Origin of the sequence: Nostoc sp. CCY 9925 (assembly GCF_963920935.1) — a bacterium.
GTDB lineage: Bacteria > Cyanobacteriota > Cyanobacteriia > Cyanobacteriales > Nostocaceae > Nostoc.
In genome coordinates this window covers 44965-69154 of record NZ_CAWUDO010000001.1, presented here as the reverse complement: position 1 = coordinate 69154, position 24190 = coordinate 44965, and the positions used below count along the sequence as shown (strand labels likewise).

The following is a 24190-nucleotide window of genomic DNA, read 5'->3' as shown; positions in this document are numbered from 1 at the left end:
ATGAATGTGGAAGCTGAGACAAGTATTATTAAAAACTTAATAATGGTATTTATAACTTTATGATGATTCAGAATTGAAAACTTTAACTTGAGAAAGGAAGTAGGGAGTGGGTATAGACAAGGGTTAACCCTTGTCTGTAGGAGAGTATGGGAGAAAACGTCTTTTTTGTTTGCTTGTGGGCAGATGCCCTAAGACATGGACAAGACTGAATGTTATAAATTTAATTCCAAAATTTATAAGAGAAATTTACTAATCTTCAAAAACAGATTTTTGTACTCGTAAACACTGAAATTGTGTTGATTTCAGCCCAAGACAGCCAATTTGTTAAGTTCTTTGTTGAATAGTTTATTTGTGTTTTAGAATACAAAAATCTTAATGATTGAAAATTCAGAATCCAAAATTGGCAAATTAGGAATACTTTAATTCTCAAGCTTAATAATCAACAAGAAAATCAAAAACTCTTAACAAGCCTGATTTTACAAAAACTCTGCGTTTTGACTCTAATTTTTGAAATCAATTTCTGCTAAAAAATTAACATTTTTTGCCTGTAGATGGACTGACAAAATCATGTAAATCTTCATCCCAAATACTAATGTAAATAAAATTACATTCTTGACGAATAATCTGACCCTTAACTGAACCATTTTTGAAACTAAAATTATCAGACTGGCGTTGCTGTACCTGTTTAAGTCCCTGCTTAATATCTTCAGTGGCTTGCCCACTTAAGAGTCCATTTAAGGTAGTCTCCATTACTTGTGGGTCTACCGTTTCTGCAAAAGATACCTCGGTTTGGCGCAGTACTTGAGAATTACGGTCAAATAAGTAGCCCAGGTCTATTTTGTTTGGTACAAGTTTGTAAACAACAGCGCGGGTATTACCCCATGCACCTCTTAAATCTTTCCTTGGTTTGCCGAGGCTAGCTTCTACAATACTTCTGGATGTACCTGTGGGAAATGCGGGAACGTCTTGTTTACTGGCAGTTGCAGCTAATTTACTGCGGGGCTTTTTTTGTGGTGTGGATCGCACTTCTGGTGTGGGCACCGCTACCTGATTCTCTGGTTCTGGCCGTGGTGTTGATGTTGCTACTGCTGTTGGAGTATTTAAAGTTACAGGCTCATTTTCCGGCTGTGGCGTGGATACAACTGGGGGATTAAAAGTTGGTATAGATTCGGGAGTTACTTGTGGCTGCGGTGGTGCGATGGGTACAACTGGGACTGAAGAAGGTTGAGAAGAAACTGCTGGATTGGTAAATGTAGGAGTAGGCAGAGATTCCGAGGATGGAGTGGGACTTGTAGCAGTGGTTGTCTGTAGTTCTTGCTGACGAGTAATACCAGAAATTGCAGCTGTACCAATTAACCCGCCGACTAACAAAATACCAACAATCACAGCAGGCTTTTGCCAGTTTCCAGGAGTAGAAGATCCATTAATAATTGGAGTTTTTGGGGGAGAAGATATCGCTTCTGTTTGTCGAGTTGATGTAGGAGTGGGAGATAAGCTGACTGTGTTAGCAGTTGTAGGTGATTGTGGGAGAATATGACTAGGAGACTGCAATGCATATAGCATTTTACTAGCAGTACTGTAGCGATCGCCTGCATGAGGTTTAATTGCCTGATTGAGTACCGCAGCTAATTCGGCAGAGACATTAGAGGCGTGCTGCTGCCAAAGTATTTCCCCAGTTTGCAAATCGGTTAGTAGTTCTTGTGGGTGCTTGCCAGTTAGCAGATAAATTGCCGTCAAACCCAAGCTGTAGATATCAGTAGCGTAAACTGGACGCCCAACAGCTTGTTCACTAGGCATATACCCAGGCGTACCAATAACGAGCGATCGCGTGGGGTATCCTGGGGAAGTCACCACCGAACGAATTGTTTCTTTGACTGCACCAAAATCAATCAAAACTGGCTTGCCATCAACAGAACGGATAATGATGTTCTCAGGCTTGATATCGCGGTGAATGATGCCTTTGCTGTGGACATAATCCAAAACTGACAGCAGACTCAAGAGGATTTCCCGAACAGCAGTTTCACTCTCAAATCCTTTGGCTTCAATAATTTTTGTCAGAGTTTGGCCGTGAATCCATTCTTGGACGAGGTAAAATTGCCCATTCTCAGAAAAATAAGCGTAGAGCTTGGGAATTTGGTTACAACTTTCACCCAAATACTCTAAAGTTGCTGCTTCTCTCTTAAACCGTTCTTGGATTATTTGGTAGGTTTGCGGGTCATTATTCGTTATCGGTTTGAGTTGCTTAATTACGCAGCAACGCCGAGAAGGCATGTGGGTGTCTTCTGCGAGCCAGGTTTCGCCAAACCCCCCAGCACCGATTACCTGGATAACTTGATAGCGATTGTTTAGCAGCGTTATTGTCATGAAAACTTACAAGCGTGCGCCCTTTCCCAATGTACATCAGATATTTTCCTTATTTTGGCTTTAACCTGCTATATCTGATGACAAGATTCTGCTAAGAATCTATCTATAATTTAATTTTGCAAAGCGACTTCTGCCCAAACTGCCGTATATGCAGAAGCGAGTTAAGGTCTGTGAAATAATCTAGATTAACGATAAAGCCGTAGTCACACAGGTTAGGACATTTTGAAAGCATGGAAGCTAGGAATAGTAATACTTTTACCTCCTGCCTCCTGCCTTCTGCCTTCTGCCTCCTGCTATATCAACCATTTTTCTCCAACTACAAAAACACCTTTCTGCTCTGGGAGCCAAAGATTTTGCAAAAAACTTAAGTTTATGAATGCAGGCAAAAATAGTACAAATGTAAATTCTTATTTAAAACTAGAAAACAAAGGCATAATCTTATACTTTGAACTGAAGGAGCAACAACATATATTGGGGCGCGATCGCACTTTTGCCGATCTGGTTGTCCCTAAAGATTGGCAACTTGTGGGAAGATGTCAAGCTCTTTTACGCAAAGATGGTGAAGACTATCGCATTTATGACGGAAATGGTGATAAACCTAGTACCAATGGGCTTTATATCAATAACATCCGCATAACTCCAGAATCTGGCTATAGCCTCAAAAACGGCACAGAAATCCGCATTGGTGAGAACTCTCAAGACCAAATAGTACTGACATACTATAATCCGATCCAACCTTCTCCTAACAATACACAGCAATTACAAAGGGTTTCTCTGAAAAATCGGTCGGTTTTACTAGGCCGCGATGTCAACGCTACTTTACCTTTAGAAGCTCCTACTGTTTCTCGCCGCCACGCCACAATTGATACTGACGCTCAAGGGCGTTATATTCTGCGGGATTACAGTACTAATGGTGTTTTTATAAATGGGCAAAAAGTCAATAGCACTGCTGTATTACCAGCAGGAGCAACAATTCGCATTGGGCCATTCACACTGGTGCTGCGTGGCGATGAGTTACAAATACTCGATCGCGGAAATCAAATTCGCTTAGATGCTTGTAATTTAGTAATCCAAGATCGAGACAAGCGGCGATTGGATGACATTTCCATACCGATTGAACCCGGACAGTTTGTCGCCTTGGTGGGAGGAAGCGGTGCTGGTAAGTCAACTTTGATGCGGACATTATTGGGAGTTGAGCAAACAACCCAAGGTGTAGTCTATTTAAATGGTGAGAATTTGCGGAACAATTTCAACATGTACCGCACGCACATTGGTTATGTACCCCAAGATGACATTATTCACCAAGAACTCACCGTGTCTGAAGTTCTTACCTACGCCGCCAAGCTGCGGCTACCCCCAGATATTGATGTGACTCAGGTGGTGGAAAAGACTTTACAAGATGTAGAAATGTCCCATCGTCGGGATGCTAAGGTGTCTGAACTGAGTGGAGGACAGCGGAAGCGGGTAAGTATTGGAGTGGAATTACTAGCCGATCCGAAATTATTTTTCTTAGATGAACCAACTTCTGGACTCGATCCTGGATTGGATAAAAAGATGATGCAGCTGTTACGAAAATTAGCCGATCAGGGACGGACGGTTATTTTGGTGACTCATGCAACGACGAATATTAAATTGTGCGATCGCGTTGTCTTTCTTGGTCGAGGAGGACGGCTATGTTATTTTGGCCCGCCTCATGAATGTTTACAGTTTTTTGGCGTTAAAGATGACTTTGCCGATATTTATAATCAGCTAGAAAAACCAGAAAACATCATCGACCAAGCTAACAAATTTCGGCAATCAGATGATTATCGACGCTATATTGATAATCATCTCAATTCTGGAACCCAATTACGAGAGTCAAATATTGTCAATAATCACAGTCATGGCATTTCTTTTTGGGAACAGCTTAATATTTTAACCCAACGTTACTTTCAAATTCTCAAGCGCGATCGCGTCAACCTCAGTTTAGCACTTTTAACAGCACCTATTAGTATTAGTTTAATGACATTCGCTATCCGAGATCAAGACCCTTTAGTATTAGGAGAACAACCCGATCCGGCTCTTGCACCTTTAGCTTTGCGTGTGTTATTCGTTTTTACTTGTGCTGCATTATGGGTAGGACTTTCTAGCTCATTACAAGAAATTGTCAAAGAGTCAGGGATTTACTTGCGAGAACGGTTAGTAAATTTAGGTTTATTTGCTTATCTTGGTTCTAAAGTCGCAATTCTTTCAGTTTTAGCAGGATTACAAACTCTGTTAATGACAGCGGTGATTTTCCTCTTTTTTAAATCCCCACAACCAGAATTAATTTCTTGGCAATGGGGATTAATTATTACTACATTTTTGACACTTGTAACTAGTTTTAGTCTGGGTTTATTGGTTTCAGCATTTGTCAAAAATACTAGTCAAGCCAATAGTGCTTTACCCTTGTTGCTGCTTCCTCAATTTATTTTTTCTGGCGTTTTATTCAAAATGGAAGGTATTGCCAGTAAAGTTTCTTGGTTAATGCTGAGCCGTTGGTCAGTGGGAGCTTACGGTACTTTGGTTAACCTTAATCAACTGGTTCCCGAACCGATTAAATTACCTGATGGTAGTACACTTCCCCAACCATTTGAACCAACACCTGTTTATGAAGCAACATGGTCTAATTTGAGTTTGAATTGGGGTATTTTATGTTTCCACGCATTTATTTATTTAGTTATGACCTTTTATTTGCAAAAGCGAAAAGATATTTTTTGAATAATTCAGGAATTATTTTTGTAGAGACGACAATTTATTGCGTCTCTTGTTTTAAAATCAATTTACTTAGCACCAGTTATCACCCATCTACTATTTACCTCATCCCATAAAAGAAAGAAACGCACAGAACTAGGTGCTTGTTTGCCATTTTTAAGTAAGTATCTCAATTGAGCATTAACCGTAGCTGTTTCTGAACTATTTTCTATTAAACTCACTTGCTCAACATCTACGTTTTCTACTTGTCCTCCCCACCAATCAATATAAGAAAGATAACCTTTGGGGTGAAGACGTTGATTATTTTGATAACTAGGAGATAACAAATCCCAAGCTTTTTGATATTCACCATTATTAATAGTTTGATAATAGTCTTCCACTGCTTCTTCTGGTGAGGGTCGAGTAATTTGTTGTTGTGTCGAAGTAGGCTGCTGTTGAACAGGAGGCGTAGTTTGTTGTGCAACTGGAGAATCAACAGGTTCTTGAACAGATGGCGTAGTTTGTTGTGCAACTGGAGAATCAACAGGTTCTTGAACAGATGGCGTAGTTTGTTGTGCAACTGGAGAATCAACAGGCTGTTGAGAAGTTACCGATGGTGGGACGTTTTTGTCATTACTATTTGTTGAAAGTTCAGTTGATGAAGGTGTATCTGCTATTGGTTGATTTGATTTATTAAGAGCAAAACCAATAACTATAGAACTACCAATTAAACCACCAGCAATTAAACTACCGAGAAGGATTCCCTTTTGTCCACTCTTGTTTCCAGTATTTTGATGGGTACGTTGACTACTAGAACCTGGACTGACAGCAACTGTATTTTGTAGCGTTGCGGGAGGTTGTACGTTTGCTACTGGCGGTTGGTTGTAAGGTAGTGTTGGCGCTACTGGTGGTTGATTGTAAGGTACTGTTGGTGCTACTGGCGGTTGGTTGTAAGGTACTGTTGGGGCAACTGAGCCAAATTGCAAAGTGTCTAGCATTTCTCTGGCTGTAGCAAAGCGATCGCGTGGATGGTAGGCGATCGCTCGATCTATCACTCCTGCTAATGTAGGACTAATACTCAAAGCATGTCTGTGCCAGATAATTTCTCCGCTACGTGAATCTGTCTCCAATTCTTGTGGTTGTTTTCCCGTGAGAAGATAAATTGCTGTTATTCCCAAACTATATAAATCACTGGAATAAACTGGTCTACCAGCGGCTTGTTCGCTTGGCATATATCCTGGCGTACCAATCACAATCGAACTCGTAGGTAACCCTTGGGAATTCACTACTGTTCCCATTGATTCGCGGACAGCACCGAAATCAATCAGCACTGCCTTATGATCTCGATGACGCAAAATGATGTTATCTGGCTTAATATCTCGATGGACAATCCGCTGATTGTGTACTTGTTCTAGTACTGGTAATAAATTTATTAATATTTCTCTGACGGCGCTTTCACTTAATAAGCCTTGTTCTTGGACTTTCGCTGTTAAGGTATCACCTTCTATCCACTCTTGAACCAAGTAGAATTGTCCATTTGACTGAAAGTAAGCATACAAGCTGGGAATTTGGTTACTTGTACCGCCTAAGTCTTCTAAAATTGCCGCTTCCCGCTGAAATCTTTCTTGCACTAACTGATAAATTTGCGGGTTGTTTTGAATTGGTCTTAGCTGTTTAATTACACAACGGCGATTAGAAGGCATTTGGGTATCTTCGGCTAAGAAAGTCTCACCAAACCCACCGCTTCCTAAAGTCCGAATAACTCGATAGCGGTCGTTTAGCAGTGTTTCCATAAATTAGCACTGGTAATTTTAAGGATGTTTTGAGGTATTGTTCTATCTACTTTAGTTTGTATCTGATTTTTTTTCCTACCAGCAATATAATTAACAATTCAAAATTCAAAATGACGCTCGCAGACTCGCTAACAAAATTCACGCATTAAAGACAATTTCAGACGAAGAGGAGTGCGGTCTTGGGGTCTCCCCAAGAGGAGCAACTCCGGGGGATTTAAACCCCGACTGAAACTGGGGCTACCTGTAGAGGTAGGGGTCTTAAACCCTTTTATTTACGATAATACTGAATATAATACCCCTCAGAGAGTGAGCATGAGAAAATAGCGCTGCCCACTCAATAACTGGGAAGCGCTATGCTTTTAGTAATGAAAATATCGCTATTTTGACCTTTTTCAGGTGCGATCGCCACACTGAACTTCTGACACCTGAATTGCTTAGCACAAGATTTCTCTACTAACGGTCTTGCTGATCTTTAGGCTTGGATCTTTGCCGATGTTGCTCAACCTGTTGATCGACGGTTTCTTTGATTTTTCGCTCAGTCGCGTCCATTGCAGAATATTTAAACCGGTTGACTATGCTACTGAATAAGTTACCAAAGAATCTCTCAATTTCTTGCATGATTTTATACCTCAATATTTAAAGGTAAATTATTGACTCTATATAGTAATCCACTTTGATTTTTGAATTTATTTGTGTAGTCAGCGAGTAGGGAATCAACCTTTTTGAATTGAGGGCAAGTTTTTTCAAAAATCAAATAGGAGTCCTAGTATTTGGTTTTGCACTTTCTGGTAGAAGTTGGAAATCAAACGCTAAACTGTCTTTTTTGAAGTATCTGTTAGTCTCTTAGCTTCTCTGGGTCAGGACTTACGCAAAATTATGAAAAAACGAACCACAAAGGACACAAAGGAATAAGAGTTTCAGAGAGTTTTTGCGTAAGTCCTATGGGTGATAGATTGAAACTCGGTAGACACCCATCTATTGTAAGATGCTTAAAGTAATAAATTTGACTTGATAATAATTCGTAATTCGTAATTCGTAATTAAAAGTACAAAAAATTTACTCAATAGTATCGGGGTCTATGTTGAGCGATCGCAATTTTGCCTTTAACTGTTCTATTTCTAATTGCGCTTGTTCTGCACGTTGACGCTCTTGTTCTGCGCGTTGACGTTCTTGTTCTGCACGTTGACTTTCTTGTTCGGCGCGTTCCTCTGCCTGCTGCCTTGCTACAACTTCCTGCCGTAAAGCTTCTACCAATTCATCGGCGATGAGTAATTTTTCGCCTGTATCCTCTCGATAAAACGCAATTATCTTTCCTTCGATCGCTAAACGCAGTTGTAGTGGTTCACTGCGTCCATCCTCTATGGGTTCGTAGATTTCTCCCCGCAAGCGATAACCGCGTAACTGTTGTTCTACCCACTCGCCTTTCGGGTCAAATAACCAGTATTCTTTAACACCCAGCTGCTCATACAAGGTCTTTTTGAAAATTTCGTCTTGTCCTTTAGTACCAAAGGATGTCATTTCAAAAATCACTGTTGGTACTTGACCCTCTTCCCAAATTTTATAGTTGTCCCGACCGCCGGGTGCAACATCAAAAATTACCATCACATCTGGGGCTACCCGTAATTTGGGAAAACCTTGTGCATAGTAAAGAAATTGATTTGCTAATACTGTTGCCTGACGATCTGACAAATACTGTTTGAGTACTTCTAAGGTAGTTAATAAAGCATAAAGGTGGTCGTAGGTTTCTGCCACTGGTTGACCATCAGCACTAGGGTAGAAAATTTCTGATTCGACACTAATAGGTAGAGTAGCCGTCATGTAGCTTTGCTCCGAATTCAAAATTCAAAATTCAAAATTAAGAATGCCCATAAGTAAAATCAGTGGTACAAGATTATTGTAGAGCAAGTGCGATTCTCCCTAATTTGGAATTTAGAAGCTTTGCAAAATGTAACTAGATAATTCACAAAATCCATCGCCTTCGGCAGCAGTGGTAATATAAGCGGGCTGATGTTGCAATTTGTCTACATATTCCAGCACATTTGCCACGCCTACAGAAATAGGAAAATAATGGCGATCGAATAAACTTTCATCATTGGGACTATCGCCTACGGTGACAATTTGTTCTGGTGAATAATCGGGCAAGTATTCCCGTAATACTTGCAACAATCCCACAGCTTTATCTTGCCCTTGGGGTTTAATGTGACACTGGACGTTACTGTAAGTAAATCCCCAACCCATTTGTTGACAGAGACGCTCTAAAATTTGTAGTTTATCTTGACTCAAACCAGCTACATCAAAAGTCCAATCGGTGACGCGAAAGCGATTATCAACAGATTCTTGGATTTGGGGAAATTGAGTTTGTAACTTTTCAAAAGTTGTAGCCAACTGCTGGCGATGCTTAATTAAATCGGCAATGGGTGTTAAGACTACTGGTTTCTGGTTACCAGGTGGAAAGTACAAACCGCCATTTTCTGCCATAGCACCTGCCACTGGCATCAAACTACTCAATCCACTCACCCATCCAGCAGAACGTCCTGTGACAATCAGTACCTTAATGTTAGCTGCTGCTAAATCCTCTAAAGCTTGCAGCAGTGCGGGAGTAAATTTTCCTCGTTTAGTGAGAGTGCCATCCATATCTGTGGCGATGAGACGAATATTCCTCAGGCAAGTAGATGAAACCTCAGACAGGGCAGTGAGGCTCAGATGTTTTGGCATATGCAGTTTGTAAAAAGCTGTAAAAAATATTAATCATACAGCAAGATGACCTTGAAAATTTGGGCATCCTAAACATCAGGAGTCAAGTTTTTCAGTTTCCCCACCATGCCCACTTCGATGTTTCTTGCCCAATCCTCCGGGACAAAAACTAAAAAGGCATCCCAAGAAGTGCCAGCAAATAATCCTCAAATACCACCATTCTTGGTGCTAACCTCTGGAGGACTGGCTTTAGTGGTGATTGCTTTGATTGTGTATAGTAAACTCCAGATGAATCAACTGGAGAAAAAAATTAAGTTTGAACAATTCCGCGCGCGAGAATTAGAAAAAAAATTTAAGCTAGCTCTGGAAACAATTCGCAAAATGGAAACTAATCCCGATTTAGTGAACTCACGGGATTTTAACCTAGATTATCTGCGAATGCGGATGTCAGAGGAGGTGTTTCACTTTGCGATTCTTAATCAAGTAAAGATTAAGGTCAAAGATAAAATTTCTCAAGCGCTGCGCCCAAATCAAGCCCAACAAGGATCGGTCGGAATTGCTAACAGTGCCGGTCGTCAAGTGGATGAAATTTTTGATGTAGAGTATGAAACTGGTAATCCACCGAACTCTGCTAAGCGCGTACTATTTCGTATTCAAGTCCGGTTAATGAAGTTACCGACGCAAGCAACTTCCGCAACTATTAGTCAAATTATTGATTGTATAGAAACTTATTTAAGTCCTATGGACGATGAAGATAGTTGGCAACCAACTATTCAAGGTCGGATTGCTACCATGCATTGGGATCAAAAGGCTAAACCTACACCTTTACTGGTGTTGGAGCAATCAAATGAAGGCGTGAATGTGACTTTTCGTACTAGTCGCCAACCAAATGCTCCAACTCCACCAAATCAACCTGGAACGAAAAAATCAGGCTTGGCTAAACAATAATTTTCATTAGTCATTAGTCATTAGTCATTAGTCATTAGTCATTAGCAAAATCAAAATGACATCAAAATTATGACTGAATAACTGTATTTGAGGAATTACGAGTTAACAGGCCATCTTCCATTTCTACGATGCGATCGGCGATGTCTAAAATGCGGTTGTCGTGTGTGACTAACAAGATAGTTGTACCTTGATTTTTAGCTAGACTCTGCATGATTTCTACGACATCGCGTCCTGATTGTTTATCTAATGCGGCTGTTGGTTCGTCTGCCAGCACTAGAGGAGGACGATTCACTAGGGCGCGGGCGATCGCAATTCTTTGTTTTTGACCACCAGAAAGATTATCTGGATAATAATTAATCCTTTCTTCTAAACCAACAGCCCGCAGCATCATTTCTGATTTAGCGATCGCTTCTGCTTGAGAAATGCGATCGTTTAATTCTACTGCCATTTGTACGTTTTGCTTCGCAGTCAAGAACCCCAGCAAATTGTGAGCTTGGAAAATATAACCAATGTTACGCCGCATCTGCACTAGTTTGTTCTGACTGACACCAAACAGTTCTTCACCTAAAAATTTCAAACTTCCCTCTTGTACAGACCGCAAACCACCAATCAAGCTCAGTAACGTTGTTTTACCTGAACCTGATGGGCCGGTCATAATTACAATTTCACCTGGATTAATTTCTAGGTTGATGTCAAATAAAATTTGTTTCTTCAGTGCGCCTTTGCCATAGTAATGATTCAGGCTTTTAATGGCAATTACAGGTTCTTGTCTCTTCATAATTTTGTTAGCTATGAGTTGGGAGTTCCGAGACGGAACTGTATTGATTGCCAGAAGTTGGGGAGAATTAACTATTAATAATTATAATTCTCAAAACTGACAATAATTAATCATTAATCTTCAATTAATTAAAATATATCTGCTGGATCGGCAGAGCGTAATTTTCGGACTGCGATCGCACCAGAAACAAAACACATGATTATGGTCAAAATCAACACAGTTGTGGCGCGATCAAAACTCATAAATACTGGTAGAAGCGTTGCCTCTCTTGCACTTTGATACATAAATAAAGAAAAAAATATTCCGGGGAAATATCCTAAAACAGCTAGTAGAAAAGCCTCTTGCAAAATCACTTTCAATAAATAGTTATGTGTATAGCCTATGGCTTTAAGAGTAGCGTACTCGGCTAAGTGATCTGAAACTTCTGTATAAAGAATTTGATAAACAATTACAGTTCCTACAATAAAACCCATGATAGTTCCCAGCGTGAAAATAAATCCGATAGCTGTACTACTTGCCCAGTAATTTCGCTCAAAGTCAATAAATTCTTGTTTAGTTAAAACATTTATCTCTTTAGGTATATATTTCTTTAAATCCTCAGCCACAGCGTTAACATTTGCTCCAGGTTTCAATTTAATTAAGCCAATATCAATTAATCCTTTCTGACGAGTGTTGAATATCCGCAGAAAGTTAACATCACTGGTAATTAAGTTACCATCTGCACCAAATGATGCACCTAATGTAAATAGTCCTACTACTCTCGTTCGCCGCCTTCGTACTTCTGCTGTGACGGTTTTTCCTTGGTCAAAATCAGCAGCAATTGGGCCATATTCAACCCTAGAAGAACGGTCAAATAAAACTACATCTGGTAGTTTAAGTTTTTCTAAATTTTCCTGAACTCCAGGTAAATTGAGCAAGTTAGTTTCTGGATTCATCCCAAATATCAGGATACTACGAGGGCGACCTGTGATCGGATTTTTCCAGGTTGTATAATCTAAATATATAGGATGTACTGATTCTACTGTTGGTAACTCTAAAGCTTTATATAATCGTCGTTGAGAAAAGCTTCTCATGGCTAAAACAGCACTAGATTGACTGTTAATTAAAACAATATCGCCCTGCAAACTGCTATGGAATCGAACGTTACTATAATACAAAGCATCCCGAAATCCGAGTTGCATAAACATCAAAATGTCAGCAAAAGCAATTCCGGCCAAAGCCACAGCTAGGCGAGTTCTTTCTCTTGTTAGTTGTAGCCATGACAGAGGTATTTTTTTATTCATTATCAAGATTGATTTCTGATGACTTAGTTATTAATTTCCACAAGAACTTTCGCATAAGTTAAACCAGAAACTTGCAGACTATCTTCTGGAGAGAGAGCAATTTTTACTTCTATGACTCTGGCATCCACATCTGCTGCTGGATCTGTATTCAATACATCTTTTTTGCCAATTTTTCTGCCAATTTCAGTGACAGTTCCTTTAAATTCGCCACCAAATGCTCCATTATCGCTAGTGATAGTAGCATTTTGACCGAGACGCACTTTGCTAATACTATCTTCAGGAACTTCAGCAACTACAAACATTTGACTAGTTTGTCCAATTTCAGCAATGCCATTTGCACCTATAGCTTCACCTGACTTGGTGTAAACCTTTAAAATTTCTCCTGCGATTGGTGCTTGAACGTAGCTTAATTTCAGTTCTGCTTCGGCTTTTCTGACATTAGCGATCGCATTACTAACTTGGGCGAGGGCTACTTGCACATCAGTAGGACTAACGTCCAAAAGTCTGCTGAGTTTGGCTTTTTCTTCATCAATTTGTCTTTGCAAAGTTGCTACAGTTTTGTCACGGTTAACTTTCGCTTCAATCAGCTGCTGTTGCAAAGTTGCTAAATTTTGTATTTGACTAGCTCTGGCCTCGGCAAGTTGCTGTCGTAGCGTTGCCAATGTCTGCTTCAGGGTGGCTTGACTTTCAGCAACCTGCTGATTAGCTGTAACTGCACTCAGGCGTCTTCTATCCCGTTCCTGCTGAGAAATCGCACCTTCTCGGTATAAAAAATCATAGCGCCCAGCATCGACTTGAGCATTGCGCTGTTCGGCTTGGATACGTGTAACTGTTGCTCTGAGAGCCTCTCTTTGTCCGCTAAGTTCAGCTTCTAGGCGATTTACAGTTGCTTGTTGGACGAGTTTTTCTCCACTCAACTGAGCTGCAATTCTAGTGATGCTTGCTTGCTGAGCATCCCTTTCGCCAAGTAACTGCGCTTGTAGGCGAGCAATAACCGCTCTTTGGGCTTGAATATCTCTTGGAGATCCGGCTCTGACTTGCGCTAAATTCGCACGGGCTTCTTGGACTTTAGCTTTTGCCTCTTCTAGTGCGGCTATTTGAGTATCGCGGTTATCCAAAATTGCTACAATTTGACCTTGCCTGACTTTTTCACCCTCTTTCACTAGAAGCTGCTGAATTCGTGAGGATGGTGCTAATCCTGAGGATGGCGCAGACAATTTAATAACTTCGCCTCGCGGTTCCAAACGCCCCACAGCACTAACGCTATTGGTAGATGGCATTACGGGTGCGGATACAGTTAGTTTTTTGAGCTGCTCGATTTTAGCTGTACCTAGTACCCCAGCAGCAATTACTATTGGCACTGCTACAGCAATACCCCACCAAATTTTAGGTTGTTCGGGATTAAATGTCTGCTCAGTTGGCTTTGGCTTCTCGGTCACCCTTGACATAGTATGTTGCCCGTTTATCTGAATTGTGCTGATGCAAGTAAAAAAGGGTTTTTAATCAATAGCCAGCCGCTTAGGATAAACAATGGCTATGGCTTAAAATCCATTGCGCGATCGACACTCAACACTCACACTAAAGCTTTGCAAAATGATGGCAATTTGAAAAAAGAATGCGACAGATACATACTCCCAAACCTTTATTCTGTCTGGCTTTCTTAAGTTTGAAGTTTGAATTTTGAATTGGTATGATGCCCTCTTGTAGCTGGCTATCTAATAACTCTGAGTATTTTTCAGATGTGAAATGAAAGTGAAGAAAATTCGATCATTCACAAGCTCCATCACTCAGAATTGAAATTTATGCCCTGCCCAATTGCAGTTATGAATTCAACTATAAAGATGCAAGATATCGCCTCTTTATTAAAAATCCATAACTGCTATGATGCGGTACTGTACTACTACATTCAGTATCGCAAGGATAAAGTTATTGACATTAACTAATCAGTGAACGCTAGTAACTATTTATTGATCAGAACTTAGCAACTAGAATAGTCAGGAAATAAATAGTTTTATACCTGATTGATTTTGTGCAAATTATCAAACTTGGGCATCTAAATCTATTAATTCTGACCACAGGCAGAGCTTCTCCGGCTCGGCTCCTGAATTCTGAATTCTAAATTCTTATCTTTCCTGATAGCTAATTAATTGTTTCAAATCTCCAACTTAAATTTTGATCGCTGATAACTGTTTGAGCTAGCACAGCCTAATCAGCGGAGGCTACAGTTATTTACAACATTGAAAAACAAGATCAAAAATCATTTGTTTCAAAGACCTGATACCAATTCTCAAAAATTTTGCTACACATTTTTCTTTGCGTCACTGTGTCACTGTGTCCCCGCATCATTATCTGTAACCTAGTTAAAGCTAATTGGTTTTATTAATCTCCCTGCTTCTATTTTGGGACTCCATCAAACTCTCGTTGAATGAATTCTACATTTATCAGTTACCGGAAAACGTAACAGAGCCTACAGATGCGGGAATAAGGGCATTGGGCATTGGGCATGGGGCATTAGGAGTCAAGAGTAAGGAGTTAGGGAGTTATTCTCGTCCCCGTGTCCCCGTGTCCCCGTGTCCCCGTGTCCCCGTGTCATAGCGCCCTCTCACCTTCTGGGTTGGAGATTTTTTATCTGGAAATCTCCTGTGGAAGGTCGAATAGGACTGTGGTCATGTAATGTTCTGCCCAAGCTGGCCCAAAGGCTTTTTCTAGTACGCGACGGGTTTTGTCGTTTTGCTGCTGTTTAGTGCAGTAATTGTGTTGTCCAGCGAGATTTTGTGTGACTTGTTCGAGTGGAACTGGACTAGAAGCGATCGCTTGGGTACAATGAATTTCTAAAAAGTCTCGCACACGAGAGAGAAACATTGTTTCTTCTTCTGGAGAACTAGGACGCACAAAGATACAATAATCTGAAAAAATATTTCCCCATTCAGGTAATTCTCGCGGTTGGGAAAAGTTCAGCACTGTTAGCTGTGTGAGTTCAGCAGTATAAGATTCTGGTAAGGTACGTTCTAAGTGTATGGGAGAAAGGTCTGCGATCGCCGCGCTAATTTGACCTCTACCCCCCACTAAATCACAACCAAACATCGGCAGGTTGTATTCTGGACGGGGAAACATGACGCAATGCAAAATATCGAGCATATTTCCGATTTTTGCTAGTTCCAAGTGCATTTTCCGGAACTGAGGGGTTTGATAGCAACGGTTTTCAATGGTCAGTTTTTCCCCTTCTAGTCTACCTTCCACATACCCCAACTCAGCAGGCAAATGGTAGGGCGAGAGATCCAGATGCTGATGCCAAGCTGCCTCAATACAATCAGCTAGCTGACGAATTAGGGGATGTTGTTGCTCACGCAGCGAGGGCATAGAAGTAAATGACATATTCTAGTTGGGAATGCGATCTAGTAGCCAGTCTACAACCTGCCGTGCCTCACAGTCATAGCTTGCAATATTAAGCAAACACTTACAACAGCCAACGTAAAGTTATAAGACAGCTGCTTTTCAGAAGTATTATTTATTTTGTAGTGTAAGTTACAGAAATAATTTTAGATTAGCCCATTGGTTAAGGCTAAGGTGAAGATATGAAACTAGATTCTAATAGACCAGATTTTGCTGTTCAAGCAAGAAGGCGGAATCTGGAAGATTTACAGCAGTTAAAAGTTTCTAGTTGGGTCAAGCTTTTGGAACTTCCCAACCCTTTGAGTTTTGACGAAGCACTTTTATTGTGTCCAGTTTCCAAAGATGAATGGCTAGCTTGGATTCCAGATCATGGAGAGGCGATACTGAACATCAGCCAATTACGTGATATCGCCAAAACCCTATGAACCATTTCCTGGATCGGAAACTCTCCAAACGCTTCCGCACCTTCGATGACGATCGCAACGGCTTTATTGAGCGGAGCGACTTCGAGATGTCAGTTGCACGTCTAGCTGAAGAATTCGGTCATGAAGAAGAATCTCCTGCCCGACAACGCCTGCTTGAGGTCTGCTTAGGCTTGTGGGATCACTTGTTGCAAGTTGCCGACACAAACACCGATGGGCGCATCAGCGAGGCAGAGTACAAAGCAGCATTCGCGTTGGGACTGCTAGAAACTACTGAAGCGTTTGACCAGAGTTACATGCCTTATCTTTCCGCCATTATGGATATCGTTGACCAGGATCAGGACGGCAAGCTTACTGTCACTGATGAGATCCGCTGGACTGGGGCTATGATGCACCTATCCGAGCAAGATGCCCGTGAGGTATTCCGTCACCTTGACCAAGACGCCGATGGCTTCATCACCACCCGTGACCTACTCGAAGCCATCCGCGGCTATTACTTCGACGACTCGCTTGATTCTCCGGGCTACTGGCTGCTCGGCCCGCTCGATTCATAATCGTTTCCTATACAAGTCAGGTGCAAGTGAAGTGCGGCAGGGTGAGCAAACATTTCTTCACCCTGACTTAATAGCTTAGGGTAAATCTCAAATCTCAAATCCAAAATTCATTGACTATTGCCAAAAATCCGTAACATCGTATCCCAGTTCTGCTAACATCTCCCGCAGCAAGGGTAAACTCAGTCCAATGACATTGCTGTGACAGCCTTCAATTTTTTCGACGAACAAACTTCCAAAACCTTCAAGGGCAAAGGCACCAGCACACTTGAGGGGTTCACCTGTGGCAACATAAGCTTTAATTGCCTTGTCGGTCATTGGAGCAAAGTAAACTCTTGTAACTTGAGACTTGACTAAAGTGCGATCTTGGTGAAGGTCAATTAAGGCGTGACCTGTGTATAAGTCACCAAAGCTACCCTGCATTATCTCCCAACGGGCGATCGCTTCACTAGCGTCTACTGGTTTGCCATGAATCTCATTATTTACAGACAAAACCGAATCACAGCCCATAATCAAAGCTGATTCAAACTGTGGGGCTACGGTTTGGGCTTTGTACTGGGCAAGAGTTTTGACCAATTGTGCAGGTTCACTTAATTGGATTTGCGACTCATCAAAGTCACTCGGTCGAACTATCGGTTCAATACCAACAGTTTGTAGCAAGCGCCGTCGCGCTGGAGAAGCTGAGGCCAGTACAAAAGGTGGAATGCTCATAAAGAAGCAGAGATGAGGGAGCAGGGGAGGCAGGGGAGGCAGGGGAGGCAGGGGGAGAATAATAACTCCTGAGTCAAATCAACAGTCAACACGGGCTAAACGCCCCGCTACCGCTAACAGCACTCCCAATGACCAATAACCAATGACTAATAAACAGAAAAAGAATTTACAACCTCATCAATTGTTTGTTTAACTTTTGGCCAGCGTTTTTCAGAAATTGAGGCGTTGAAGGTAAAAAGTTTACCACGGCTAACAGCGACGCTGGCGATGTTGTGTCGTTGCTGTTGACTAGGGAGTTTAACTTCATACTCCAAGAGGTAATATGTTTTACCGTCTACTTCTCGCTGCGCCGCATTGATTAATTCGGCTGAACGGCCAGAATCAGCAGGCGCTAGAGCTGCTTTTCCCAACTTGTACCCTACTTCTGTTGGAGTTCCCAATTCTGCTAAGGTTTTATTTTCTGGAACTGGGCTAATCACCACAGAAACGTTTTCAGATACCTCAATTAAATCGTGAAAAACCACATCCGGACCGTTGGCAACTTTAACTTGCAGCCAGCCATTAGGATATAAAAACTGATAGCCATCATTGGTGTCTACAAAGCTTTTGAGTCCAGCTGCAACCGCTACACCAGAATTACTCAGGCTGAAGCTCAACACTAATAGGAAAATTAATACAATTCGTTTCCACATTTATACAGATTCCTTTGGGCTGGAGGCAATACCAGGCAAGCATCATTTCTCGTTTTTATTCTCCCATCAAGCGGCACGCTTCGGATAAACCATAAGATGGGGAGGGCTAATCAAGAAAACAAAAAACCCCGACTTGATAGCCGAGGTAAATGGGAGAAGTCCAAATGTCGATGAGATATACCGATACCGAAATCTATTTTTTAGCTAACATTCAAGGCAACCAAAACTAGAAAGGTCATATACAGGGTGCAACCTTAGCTAGGTGGCTTGCTTTGCTGCTTTGTTAACCTATGTAAACAAACATAACAAATTTTATTACAGTTCGTCAACTAAACTTGACAAAGAAAGGTTAATAGCTTTATCAGGAGCTACTTATCAGGGCAGTGCCGATGAAAAAATTTTCAGCGCCATCTATGAAAAAGCAACTAGGGACTGGGGACTGGTATTTTTACATCGCAAAAGTCTTTACAATGCCCTTGTTAACTCAAAAAATATTTCTCAACATATGACGAATCAAGCTCCTATCCCGGTTATTGTCAATGGTGCTGCTGGTAAAATGGGTCGTGAAGTAGTTAAGGCGGTGGCGCAAGCACCCGATTTGAACTTAGTGGGTGCAATTGACAGCAGTCCGGAACATCAAGATAAAGATGCTGGAGAATTGGCAGGTTTAAGCGAACCTTTGGAAGTGCCAATTACCAATCAATTAGAACCGATGTTGGGTTATGTGGCTGGGGAGAGACAAGGGCCGCCTGGGGTGATGGTAGACTTTACCCATCCCGATTCAGTTTATGACAATATTCGCAGTGCGATCGCCTATGGTATTCGTCCTGTAGTTGGCACCACGGGATTAAGTCCAGAACAAATTCAAGATCTCGCAGACTTTGCCGAAAAAGCTAGTACTGGTTGTCTAATTATTCCTAACTTTTCCATTGGCATGGTGCTGCTGCAACAAGCCGCAGTCGCCGCCTCTCAATATTTTGACCATGTAGAAATTATCGAACTCCATCACAACCAAAAAGCTGATGCTCCCAGTGGTACTGCGATTCAAACGGCGCAGTTATTAGGAGAATTAGGTAAAATCTTTAACCCTGCTTTAGTGCAAGAAACTGAGAAATTAGCAGGAGCTAGGGGCAGCCAAGCAGAGGAAGGCATTAGAATTCATAGCGTGCGCTTGCCGGGGCTGGTTGCTCATCAGGAAGTTATTTTTGGCGCACCGGGACAGATTTATACTTTACGACATGATACGAGCGATCGCGCTTGCTATATGCCAGGAGTGTTATTAGCCATTCGCAAAGTCTTAGCGCTAAAGTCGTTAGTATATGGATTAGAAAAAATACTTTAAACTCATTACCCCTTATTCAGTACTCAGCACTCATGTTAGTACCACTGACTCGCCAGAAATTTGAACAAGTCGTCCCTCTGATTGCCACTGGTTTACAGTACAAGTACTACTGGGGGAAGTTTGCAAATTTTTTGCAACGGCTGTTAATTTCTGTAGTTTCTATAGTCGTAATTCTGCTTGTGACAGTCATTTTCAGGCTTGAGTTTGCTTCAATAGTATTTGTGGTGGGGGTAATTAGCGCTTTTTTCTGGCTGTGGTATCCAGTATTTCAAGCAAGTATGCGGAATATACAGTGCCGCCGTTACAAATATAGTGGCTTTTTTCGTGGTCGAGTTCTAGATTGGTGGATTACAGACCAGTTAATTGGGAAACAGGAAACCGTCAATAGCAAAGGTGAATTAGTAATTGTAGAAAACCGAGAAAAACGCATTAACTTAGAACTTGGTGATGACACAGGATTTACCATTGAATTTGATGCACCACTACGTCCTAGCCATAAAGCCATTACTCGCGGTCAAATTGCAGAAATGGTAGTGATGTCAAATCGCCCAGATTTAAGCAGCATTGAAGAATTCACCGATATATACATTCCCAGTCGCGAGTTATGGGTCAGCGATTATCCTTACCTGCGGCGCGATTTCTTTAACGAAGTCGGCCGTCGCTTGCGTGAAGACCAAGAGGAAAGAAGGCCGCGTCGGCGTCGGCGTAGAGTAGAGGAGTGATTTAATACCAATTCAAAATTCACGCATTCAAAATTTAACCCTGAGCGGAGTCGTACTCCTACGGAGAAGCAAGCTACGCGTAGCGTCTCCCAGAAAAGGGTCAAAATTAAGAAAGCCAGACAGAACAAAGGTTAGGGAGTATGTATCTGTCGCATTCTTTTTTCAAATTGGTCTAAAATTCTCAACGATTGGAGTCCGATTGATTCCTGAATAAACTGTGGAACACCGCACCAAATCTCTGCTTTGGTGCGGTGTTTCATTTCTAGCTAGTCCCATTTGCAAAGAAGATAGGACTTATATCATGTCCGCTTGATTATTTATTAAACCTGAAGAACCCCACCCCTTAATCCCCTCACCGCTTGCGGTGAGGGGAGACAAAGCGCAGCTTTGGCTCTTTGGGGTGCAATGACTGTGGGAATCATAACTAATTATGCGGACATAAATTGACTCTAAAAGCCCCACACCAAGAGACTTTCAACCCTGTTGCCCTTCTCTACGAGAGGCTGCGCCAACGACTTGGTACTTTTGCTAACGCGAACATCCCACCTTGATGAGTTTGCCTTTGAGACTATAAGTCACTGGTTCGCAAACAAGACTTGCTGAATTAAGCTTGATAGAAGTTGGTGCAGAGCGACTTTGCTTAGATAATTCTGAATTCCAATCACCAGCTATTTTTCTCAGAGTTGGATGTGTCCTGATAAACTCTGCATCTGCAACAATATCATGAGGCCCTTTAATATTTACAGAGGAAGTATTGAGGTATATATTGTAATCAAAAATAACGTTTTTACCTCTACTGTTACTGTTAACATTTTTGCCAGGAAAAGCATAAAGAATATTATTTAAAATTTTCACGTCAGATGACGTGTGAGTAAATATTTGTCCTAATTTAAGTTCTGGAGTCTGATTATTTAAAAAAGCTGTGTTATTTATAACATCAACGCGATCGCTATAAAATGTATGAATGCCTGAACCACCGTTATGAAAAGTCAAATTATTTTTAACTAAAGTACGTCCTTTATACGGAGAGAATTTTGCGTCATTTGCCTTAGTTAAACTATCTATAATAATGCCATTACCGTCGGTGATAGTTCCTGTCTTAATCCAAGGAATATACTGTCGATTGTTGTAGACTTTGTTGTTGGTTATGAATATCTTATATCCCTGGTAGTTATCAAAGTTCCAATTACGCAGCATTGAAATACCACTGGTAGCATAGATACTGTACCAGGCATTATCAAACACCACGTTATTATCTATAGTCACATAGTCTGATTCAATTACTCCAATACCTCCACCACCACAACTATGTGTCTTGTTGTTAACAATACGTATATGGTGAGGATGGCCTTTTTGTCGTCCATTTACGCTAATGCAGTTTCCATTTGTTAGCGGGTTTGATCTATTACTCTTCTGGCTCATCGCATAATCAAGAGTTACATTGGCATTGTTTCCTATCACCTCAAACCCGTTTACTTCAATATATGAAGCTCCATTATGAATCAAAATTCCATGCCATCCATTGTGCCGAAGTTTTGGTGAATGTCCGGGATATGCTTTAAACTTAATCCATGCATTTGCAGTTCCAGAGCGAGTAATTGATACTACCTCTCCGTTCGGACTTGCATTTGTGTAGACTCCGTTCATAACGAGTACGGTGTCTCCTGGCTTGGTAAGATTTGCTGCCTTTTGAATAGTCCTAAAAGGCGATGAGGTAGAAAGTCCCTTATTTTTGTCGTTCCCTTTGCCACTAACGTAGTATGTTTTTCCAGTTGTTTTAGTGCTGATTAACTGCGGACTGGGAGCGATGGCTTGTTGTTCGATAGACTCCTGACTAACATCTTTAACTACAGATACTTTGATGTTGTCTCCCTTGAGCAAAAGACTTAAAACTACGGGGATTGCAATATAGGCGCTTATACTTAAACCCTCAGTTACCACAGTATTAGGCTCCTTACTCGGCAGTATTAAATAAAAATATCAGGATATTCACTAATTTTGAATACGCTTTTGGATACAGGATAACACAGAGCTAACTTTCTTAGCTGCCTCTATTTCTATCTTGCCCATACGCTTGCCAAGCCAAATCTACTAATCCGTCAACGATCGCAGCTGCTATAACTGCATTACCTTTGCGATTTTCTATTGTGATGTGGGGAACCAGAGAGTCTTGTAAACGGGCCTTGGCATCAACGTTTACGAATCCTACAGGAGTCGCAATGATTAAAGCGGGTCTAATTTCTTCAGCTTCAATTAAATCTACCAATGCTGTTAATGCTGTTTGGGCTTGGCCCACCACAAAAATACCCTCTGGATAACGCTTTGCAAGGGTTTCTATTCCCCATGCAGCCCGGGTTTTTTCTTTTTGGGGGCGTGTCAAAGCTTCCATACTGCAATACACTGGATTGGCAAAAGTAGTTTGGATGTCGTAGGCAATACCTACTTGTACCATCGGTACATCTACCACAATCGTGGTACGCGCAGCTAAGGCTGCTGCTCCAGCTTGCAAGGCACGCTCAGAAAAGCGAATCAAAGACTTATACTCAAAGTCAGCCGTGGCGTAGATTACCCGACGCACAATCTCATACTCTGCCGGTGAAAAGACATGATCGCCAATTTCACTATCAATGATTGCTAAACTTTGAGCATCAGTTACGTGCCATTCCATTTTTGTTGAGCTTCTCAAATATTTAGCTTTCAGCTTATCAGTTTAAGAGAGTTAGGAGTAGAGACGCGATTAATCGCGTCTGTACAAAAGTCAGAATTGAGAATTCAGGACTCCCCACTCAGCACTTCCAAATCGGCAATATTTAGTCGTTAGTGGAAGAAGGGCGAGTGAAAACAGGAGATAGATAAGCAACTAAGACGCCGATGAGAAACCCAGAAATATTACGAACTAGAGGTAACCAGTCGCTTGTGCGTGTCACTACTGGGCCGATGCCAAAGGCAATAAACAAGATTCCCCATAAAGGAGAGAAAATTAAAGCCCATTGCCAAGCAAAAACTTGTCCTTTGTCACGAGGTTGAGCTGCAAATCCGCAAATTATCCCACCAATAACTGAAGTTATCAACGTGAGAATCCACTGTTCTCTTGGCAGTCCGGGGACGACATTGCAACCACCTTTGAGTAAACAGCCTTTAACAGATTCTAAAGCTTGTAGAATGGCTTGGTCTTCGCCTTGTTCGCGTACAAAGTACAAATTGCCGAACCTGGTTTGTAGTTCTATCCAGAAAGTCCGGGGTAAAAGTTCATAAACAGCATCGCCTACACTAAAGCTCAGGATGTTACCGCCGCGAGAATCAGCAACTAGCAAAATACTTTTATCATCTAAGCCCCAATAATTGATCACTGCCCGACCGGGAGTGCGGTCATACTGAGTCAATACTCGCAATTTCCAGCCTGTGTCGGCTTCAAACTGCTCTAAATCATTGACAAGTTTTTCTTCTTGCAGTTCAGGGAGAGATTTAGCTAAGTCTACAACTGGGGTAAAGGTCTTTGGGAGCAAGTCAGGATTGTCATAAGCCAGTGCCGGAGGAGAATGCATCACCCAAATTGACCCAGCCAGGAAAAATACTGCAATTGATACTAGGATTCGTCGCCAAAAACAAGACTGCATGGACGTTTTTATAGAAATATCAAAGGTAAAAGTGAACAAGTTGTTTTAAAAGAGTACTGGAAAACTCATACTTCTTTACACTTGTTTACTTTACTCTAATCTTAGGGATCAAAGCAAAGCGTTTTTGAGTATTGGGTATGCGGCATGGGAGGATGAGGGAGATGCGGT

The 24190-nt window shown here is 41.4% G+C and carries 19 protein-coding genes; 6 read left to right on the top strand and 13 right to left on the bottom strand.

Annotation, left to right across the window (positions count from 1 at the left end; genetic code table 11):
* Window positions 1-531 precede the first annotated feature (531 nt).
* Window positions 532-2364 (bottom strand): serine/threonine protein kinase, encoded by a 1833-nt coding sequence (locus ACM0OY_RS00220; RefSeq protein ID WP_414566898.1) that lies wholly within the window; start codon window positions 2362-2364, stop codon window positions 532-534.
* A gap of 372 nt (window positions 2365-2736) precedes the next feature.
* On the opposite strand from ACM0OY_RS00220, the gene ACM0OY_RS00215 reads away from it, so the two are divergent.
* Window positions 2737-5103 carry an ATP-binding cassette domain-containing protein gene (locus ACM0OY_RS00215; protein WP_414566897.1) on the top strand — a complete coding sequence of 789 codons (2367 nt, stop codon included), beginning with the start codon at window positions 2737-2739 and terminating at the stop codon, window positions 5101-5103.
* Window positions 5104-5165: 62 nt separating this feature from the next.
* On the opposite strand, the gene ACM0OY_RS00210 is transcribed toward ACM0OY_RS00215, so the two are convergent.
* The 3 genes from ACM0OY_RS00210 to ACM0OY_RS00200 all read right to left on the bottom strand — a co-directional run bounded on the left by ACM0OY_RS00210 (window position 5166) and on the right by ACM0OY_RS00200 (window position 9584).
* Window positions 5166-6869: a protein kinase domain-containing protein gene (locus tag ACM0OY_RS00210; RefSeq protein ID WP_414566896.1), complete on the bottom strand. Its 1704-nt coding sequence runs from the start codon at window positions 6867-6869 to the stop codon at window positions 5166-5168.
* 1056 nt (window positions 6870-7925) lie between these two features.
* On the bottom strand, window positions 7926-8687 hold the full coding sequence (locus tag ACM0OY_RS00205; RefSeq protein ID WP_414566895.1) for a Uma2 family endonuclease: 762 nt from the start codon (window positions 8685-8687) through the stop codon (window positions 7926-7928).
* 111 nt (window positions 8688-8798) lie between these two features.
* Window positions 8799-9584, bottom strand: a complete 786-nt coding sequence (locus ACM0OY_RS00200) for an HAD family hydrolase (protein WP_414566894.1) — start codon at window positions 9582-9584, stop codon at window positions 8799-8801.
* Window positions 9585-9689: 105 nt separating this feature from the next.
* Here ACM0OY_RS00200 and ACM0OY_RS00195 point away from each other — a divergent pair, with 105 nt between their 5' ends.
* Complete coding sequence (locus ACM0OY_RS00195; RefSeq protein ID WP_414566893.1) at window positions 9690-10511, top strand: hypothetical protein; 822 nt, start codon at window positions 9690-9692, stop codon at window positions 10509-10511.
* A 67-nt stretch (window positions 10512-10578) separates the two neighbouring features.
* Here the strand turns inward: ACM0OY_RS00195 and ACM0OY_RS00190 are convergent, their stop codons facing one another.
* The 4 genes from ACM0OY_RS00190 to ACM0OY_RS00175 form a co-directional block, all read right to left on the bottom strand.
* Window positions 10579-11289 carry a DevA family ABC transporter ATP-binding protein gene (locus tag ACM0OY_RS00190; RefSeq protein WP_414566892.1) on the bottom strand — a complete coding sequence of 237 codons (711 nt, stop codon included), beginning with the start codon at window positions 11287-11289 and terminating at the stop codon, window positions 10579-10581.
* A 128-nt stretch (window positions 11290-11417) separates the two neighbouring features.
* Window positions 11418-12572: an ABC transporter permease DevC gene (gene devC, locus ACM0OY_RS00185; protein WP_414566891.1), complete on the bottom strand. Its 1155-nt coding sequence runs from the start codon at window positions 12570-12572 to the stop codon at window positions 11418-11420.
* Between the two features lie 23 nt (window positions 12573-12595).
* On the bottom strand, window positions 12596-14020 hold the full coding sequence (locus ACM0OY_RS00180; RefSeq protein WP_414566890.1) for an HlyD family efflux transporter periplasmic adaptor subunit: 1425 nt from the start codon (window positions 14018-14020) through the stop codon (window positions 12596-12598).
* Between the two features lie 1177 nt (window positions 14021-15197).
* Window positions 15198-15947, bottom strand: coding sequence for a phycocyanobilin:ferredoxin oxidoreductase (locus ACM0OY_RS00175; RefSeq protein ID WP_414566889.1), 750 nt, complete (start codon window positions 15945-15947; stop codon window positions 15198-15200).
* A gap of 200 nt (window positions 15948-16147) precedes the next feature.
* On the opposite strand from ACM0OY_RS00175, the gene ACM0OY_RS00170 reads away from it, so the two are divergent.
* Together ACM0OY_RS00170 and ACM0OY_RS00165 are read left to right on the top strand one after the other, a co-directional pair.
* A complete protein-coding gene (locus tag ACM0OY_RS00170) occupies window positions 16148-16390 on the top strand; it encodes a hypothetical protein (protein ID WP_414566888.1) in 243 nt (80 codons plus the stop codon).
* A complete protein-coding gene (locus ACM0OY_RS00165; protein WP_414566887.1) occupies window positions 16387-16941 on the top strand; it encodes an EF-hand domain-containing protein in 555 nt (184 codons plus the stop codon). The genes ACM0OY_RS00170 and ACM0OY_RS00165 overlap by 4 nt, the downstream gene beginning before the upstream one ends.
* A 114-nt stretch (window positions 16942-17055) precedes the next feature.
* Here ACM0OY_RS00165 and ACM0OY_RS00160 read toward each other — a convergent pair whose 3' ends face one another.
* On the bottom strand, window positions 17056-17649 hold the full coding sequence (locus ACM0OY_RS00160; protein ID WP_414566886.1) for a Maf family protein: 594 nt from the start codon (window positions 17647-17649) through the stop codon (window positions 17056-17058).
* A 146-nt stretch (window positions 17650-17795) separates the two neighbouring features.
* Window positions 17796-18341 (bottom strand): photosystem II reaction center PsbP, encoded by a 546-nt coding sequence (gene psbP, locus ACM0OY_RS00155; RefSeq protein ID WP_414566885.1) that lies wholly within the window; start codon window positions 18339-18341, stop codon window positions 17796-17798.
* A gap of 505 nt (window positions 18342-18846) precedes the next feature.
* Here psbP and dapB point away from each other — a divergent pair.
* Both dapB and ACM0OY_RS00145 read left to right on the top strand, forming a co-directional pair.
* Window positions 18847-19683 carry a 4-hydroxy-tetrahydrodipicolinate reductase gene (dapB, locus tag ACM0OY_RS00150; protein ID WP_414567072.1) on the top strand — a complete coding sequence of 279 codons (837 nt, stop codon included), beginning with the start codon at window positions 18847-18849 and terminating at the stop codon, window positions 19681-19683.
* A 32-nt stretch (window positions 19684-19715) separates the two neighbouring features.
* Complete coding sequence (locus ACM0OY_RS00145) at window positions 19716-20405, top strand: phosphate ABC transporter permease (RefSeq protein ID WP_414566884.1); 690 nt, start codon at window positions 19716-19718, stop codon at window positions 20403-20405.
* 528 nt (window positions 20406-20933) lie between these two features.
* Here ACM0OY_RS00145 and ACM0OY_RS00140 read toward each other — a convergent pair.
* The 3 genes from ACM0OY_RS00140 to ACM0OY_RS00130 all read right to left on the bottom strand — a co-directional run bounded on the left by ACM0OY_RS00140 (window position 20934) and on the right by ACM0OY_RS00130 (window position 24022).
* A complete protein-coding gene (locus ACM0OY_RS00140) occupies window positions 20934-22346 on the bottom strand; it encodes a right-handed parallel beta-helix repeat-containing protein (protein WP_414566883.1) in 1413 nt (470 codons plus the stop codon).
* Between the two features lie 100 nt (window positions 22347-22446).
* A complete protein-coding gene (locus ACM0OY_RS00135; protein WP_414566882.1) occupies window positions 22447-23073 on the bottom strand; it encodes a precorrin-8X methylmutase in 627 nt (208 codons plus the stop codon).
* Window positions 23074-23215: 142 nt separating this feature from the next.
* Window positions 23216-24022, bottom strand: coding sequence for a TPM domain-containing protein (locus ACM0OY_RS00130; RefSeq protein WP_414566881.1), 807 nt, complete (start codon window positions 24020-24022; stop codon window positions 23216-23218).
* Between the last annotated feature and the right edge of the window lie 168 nt (window positions 24023-24190).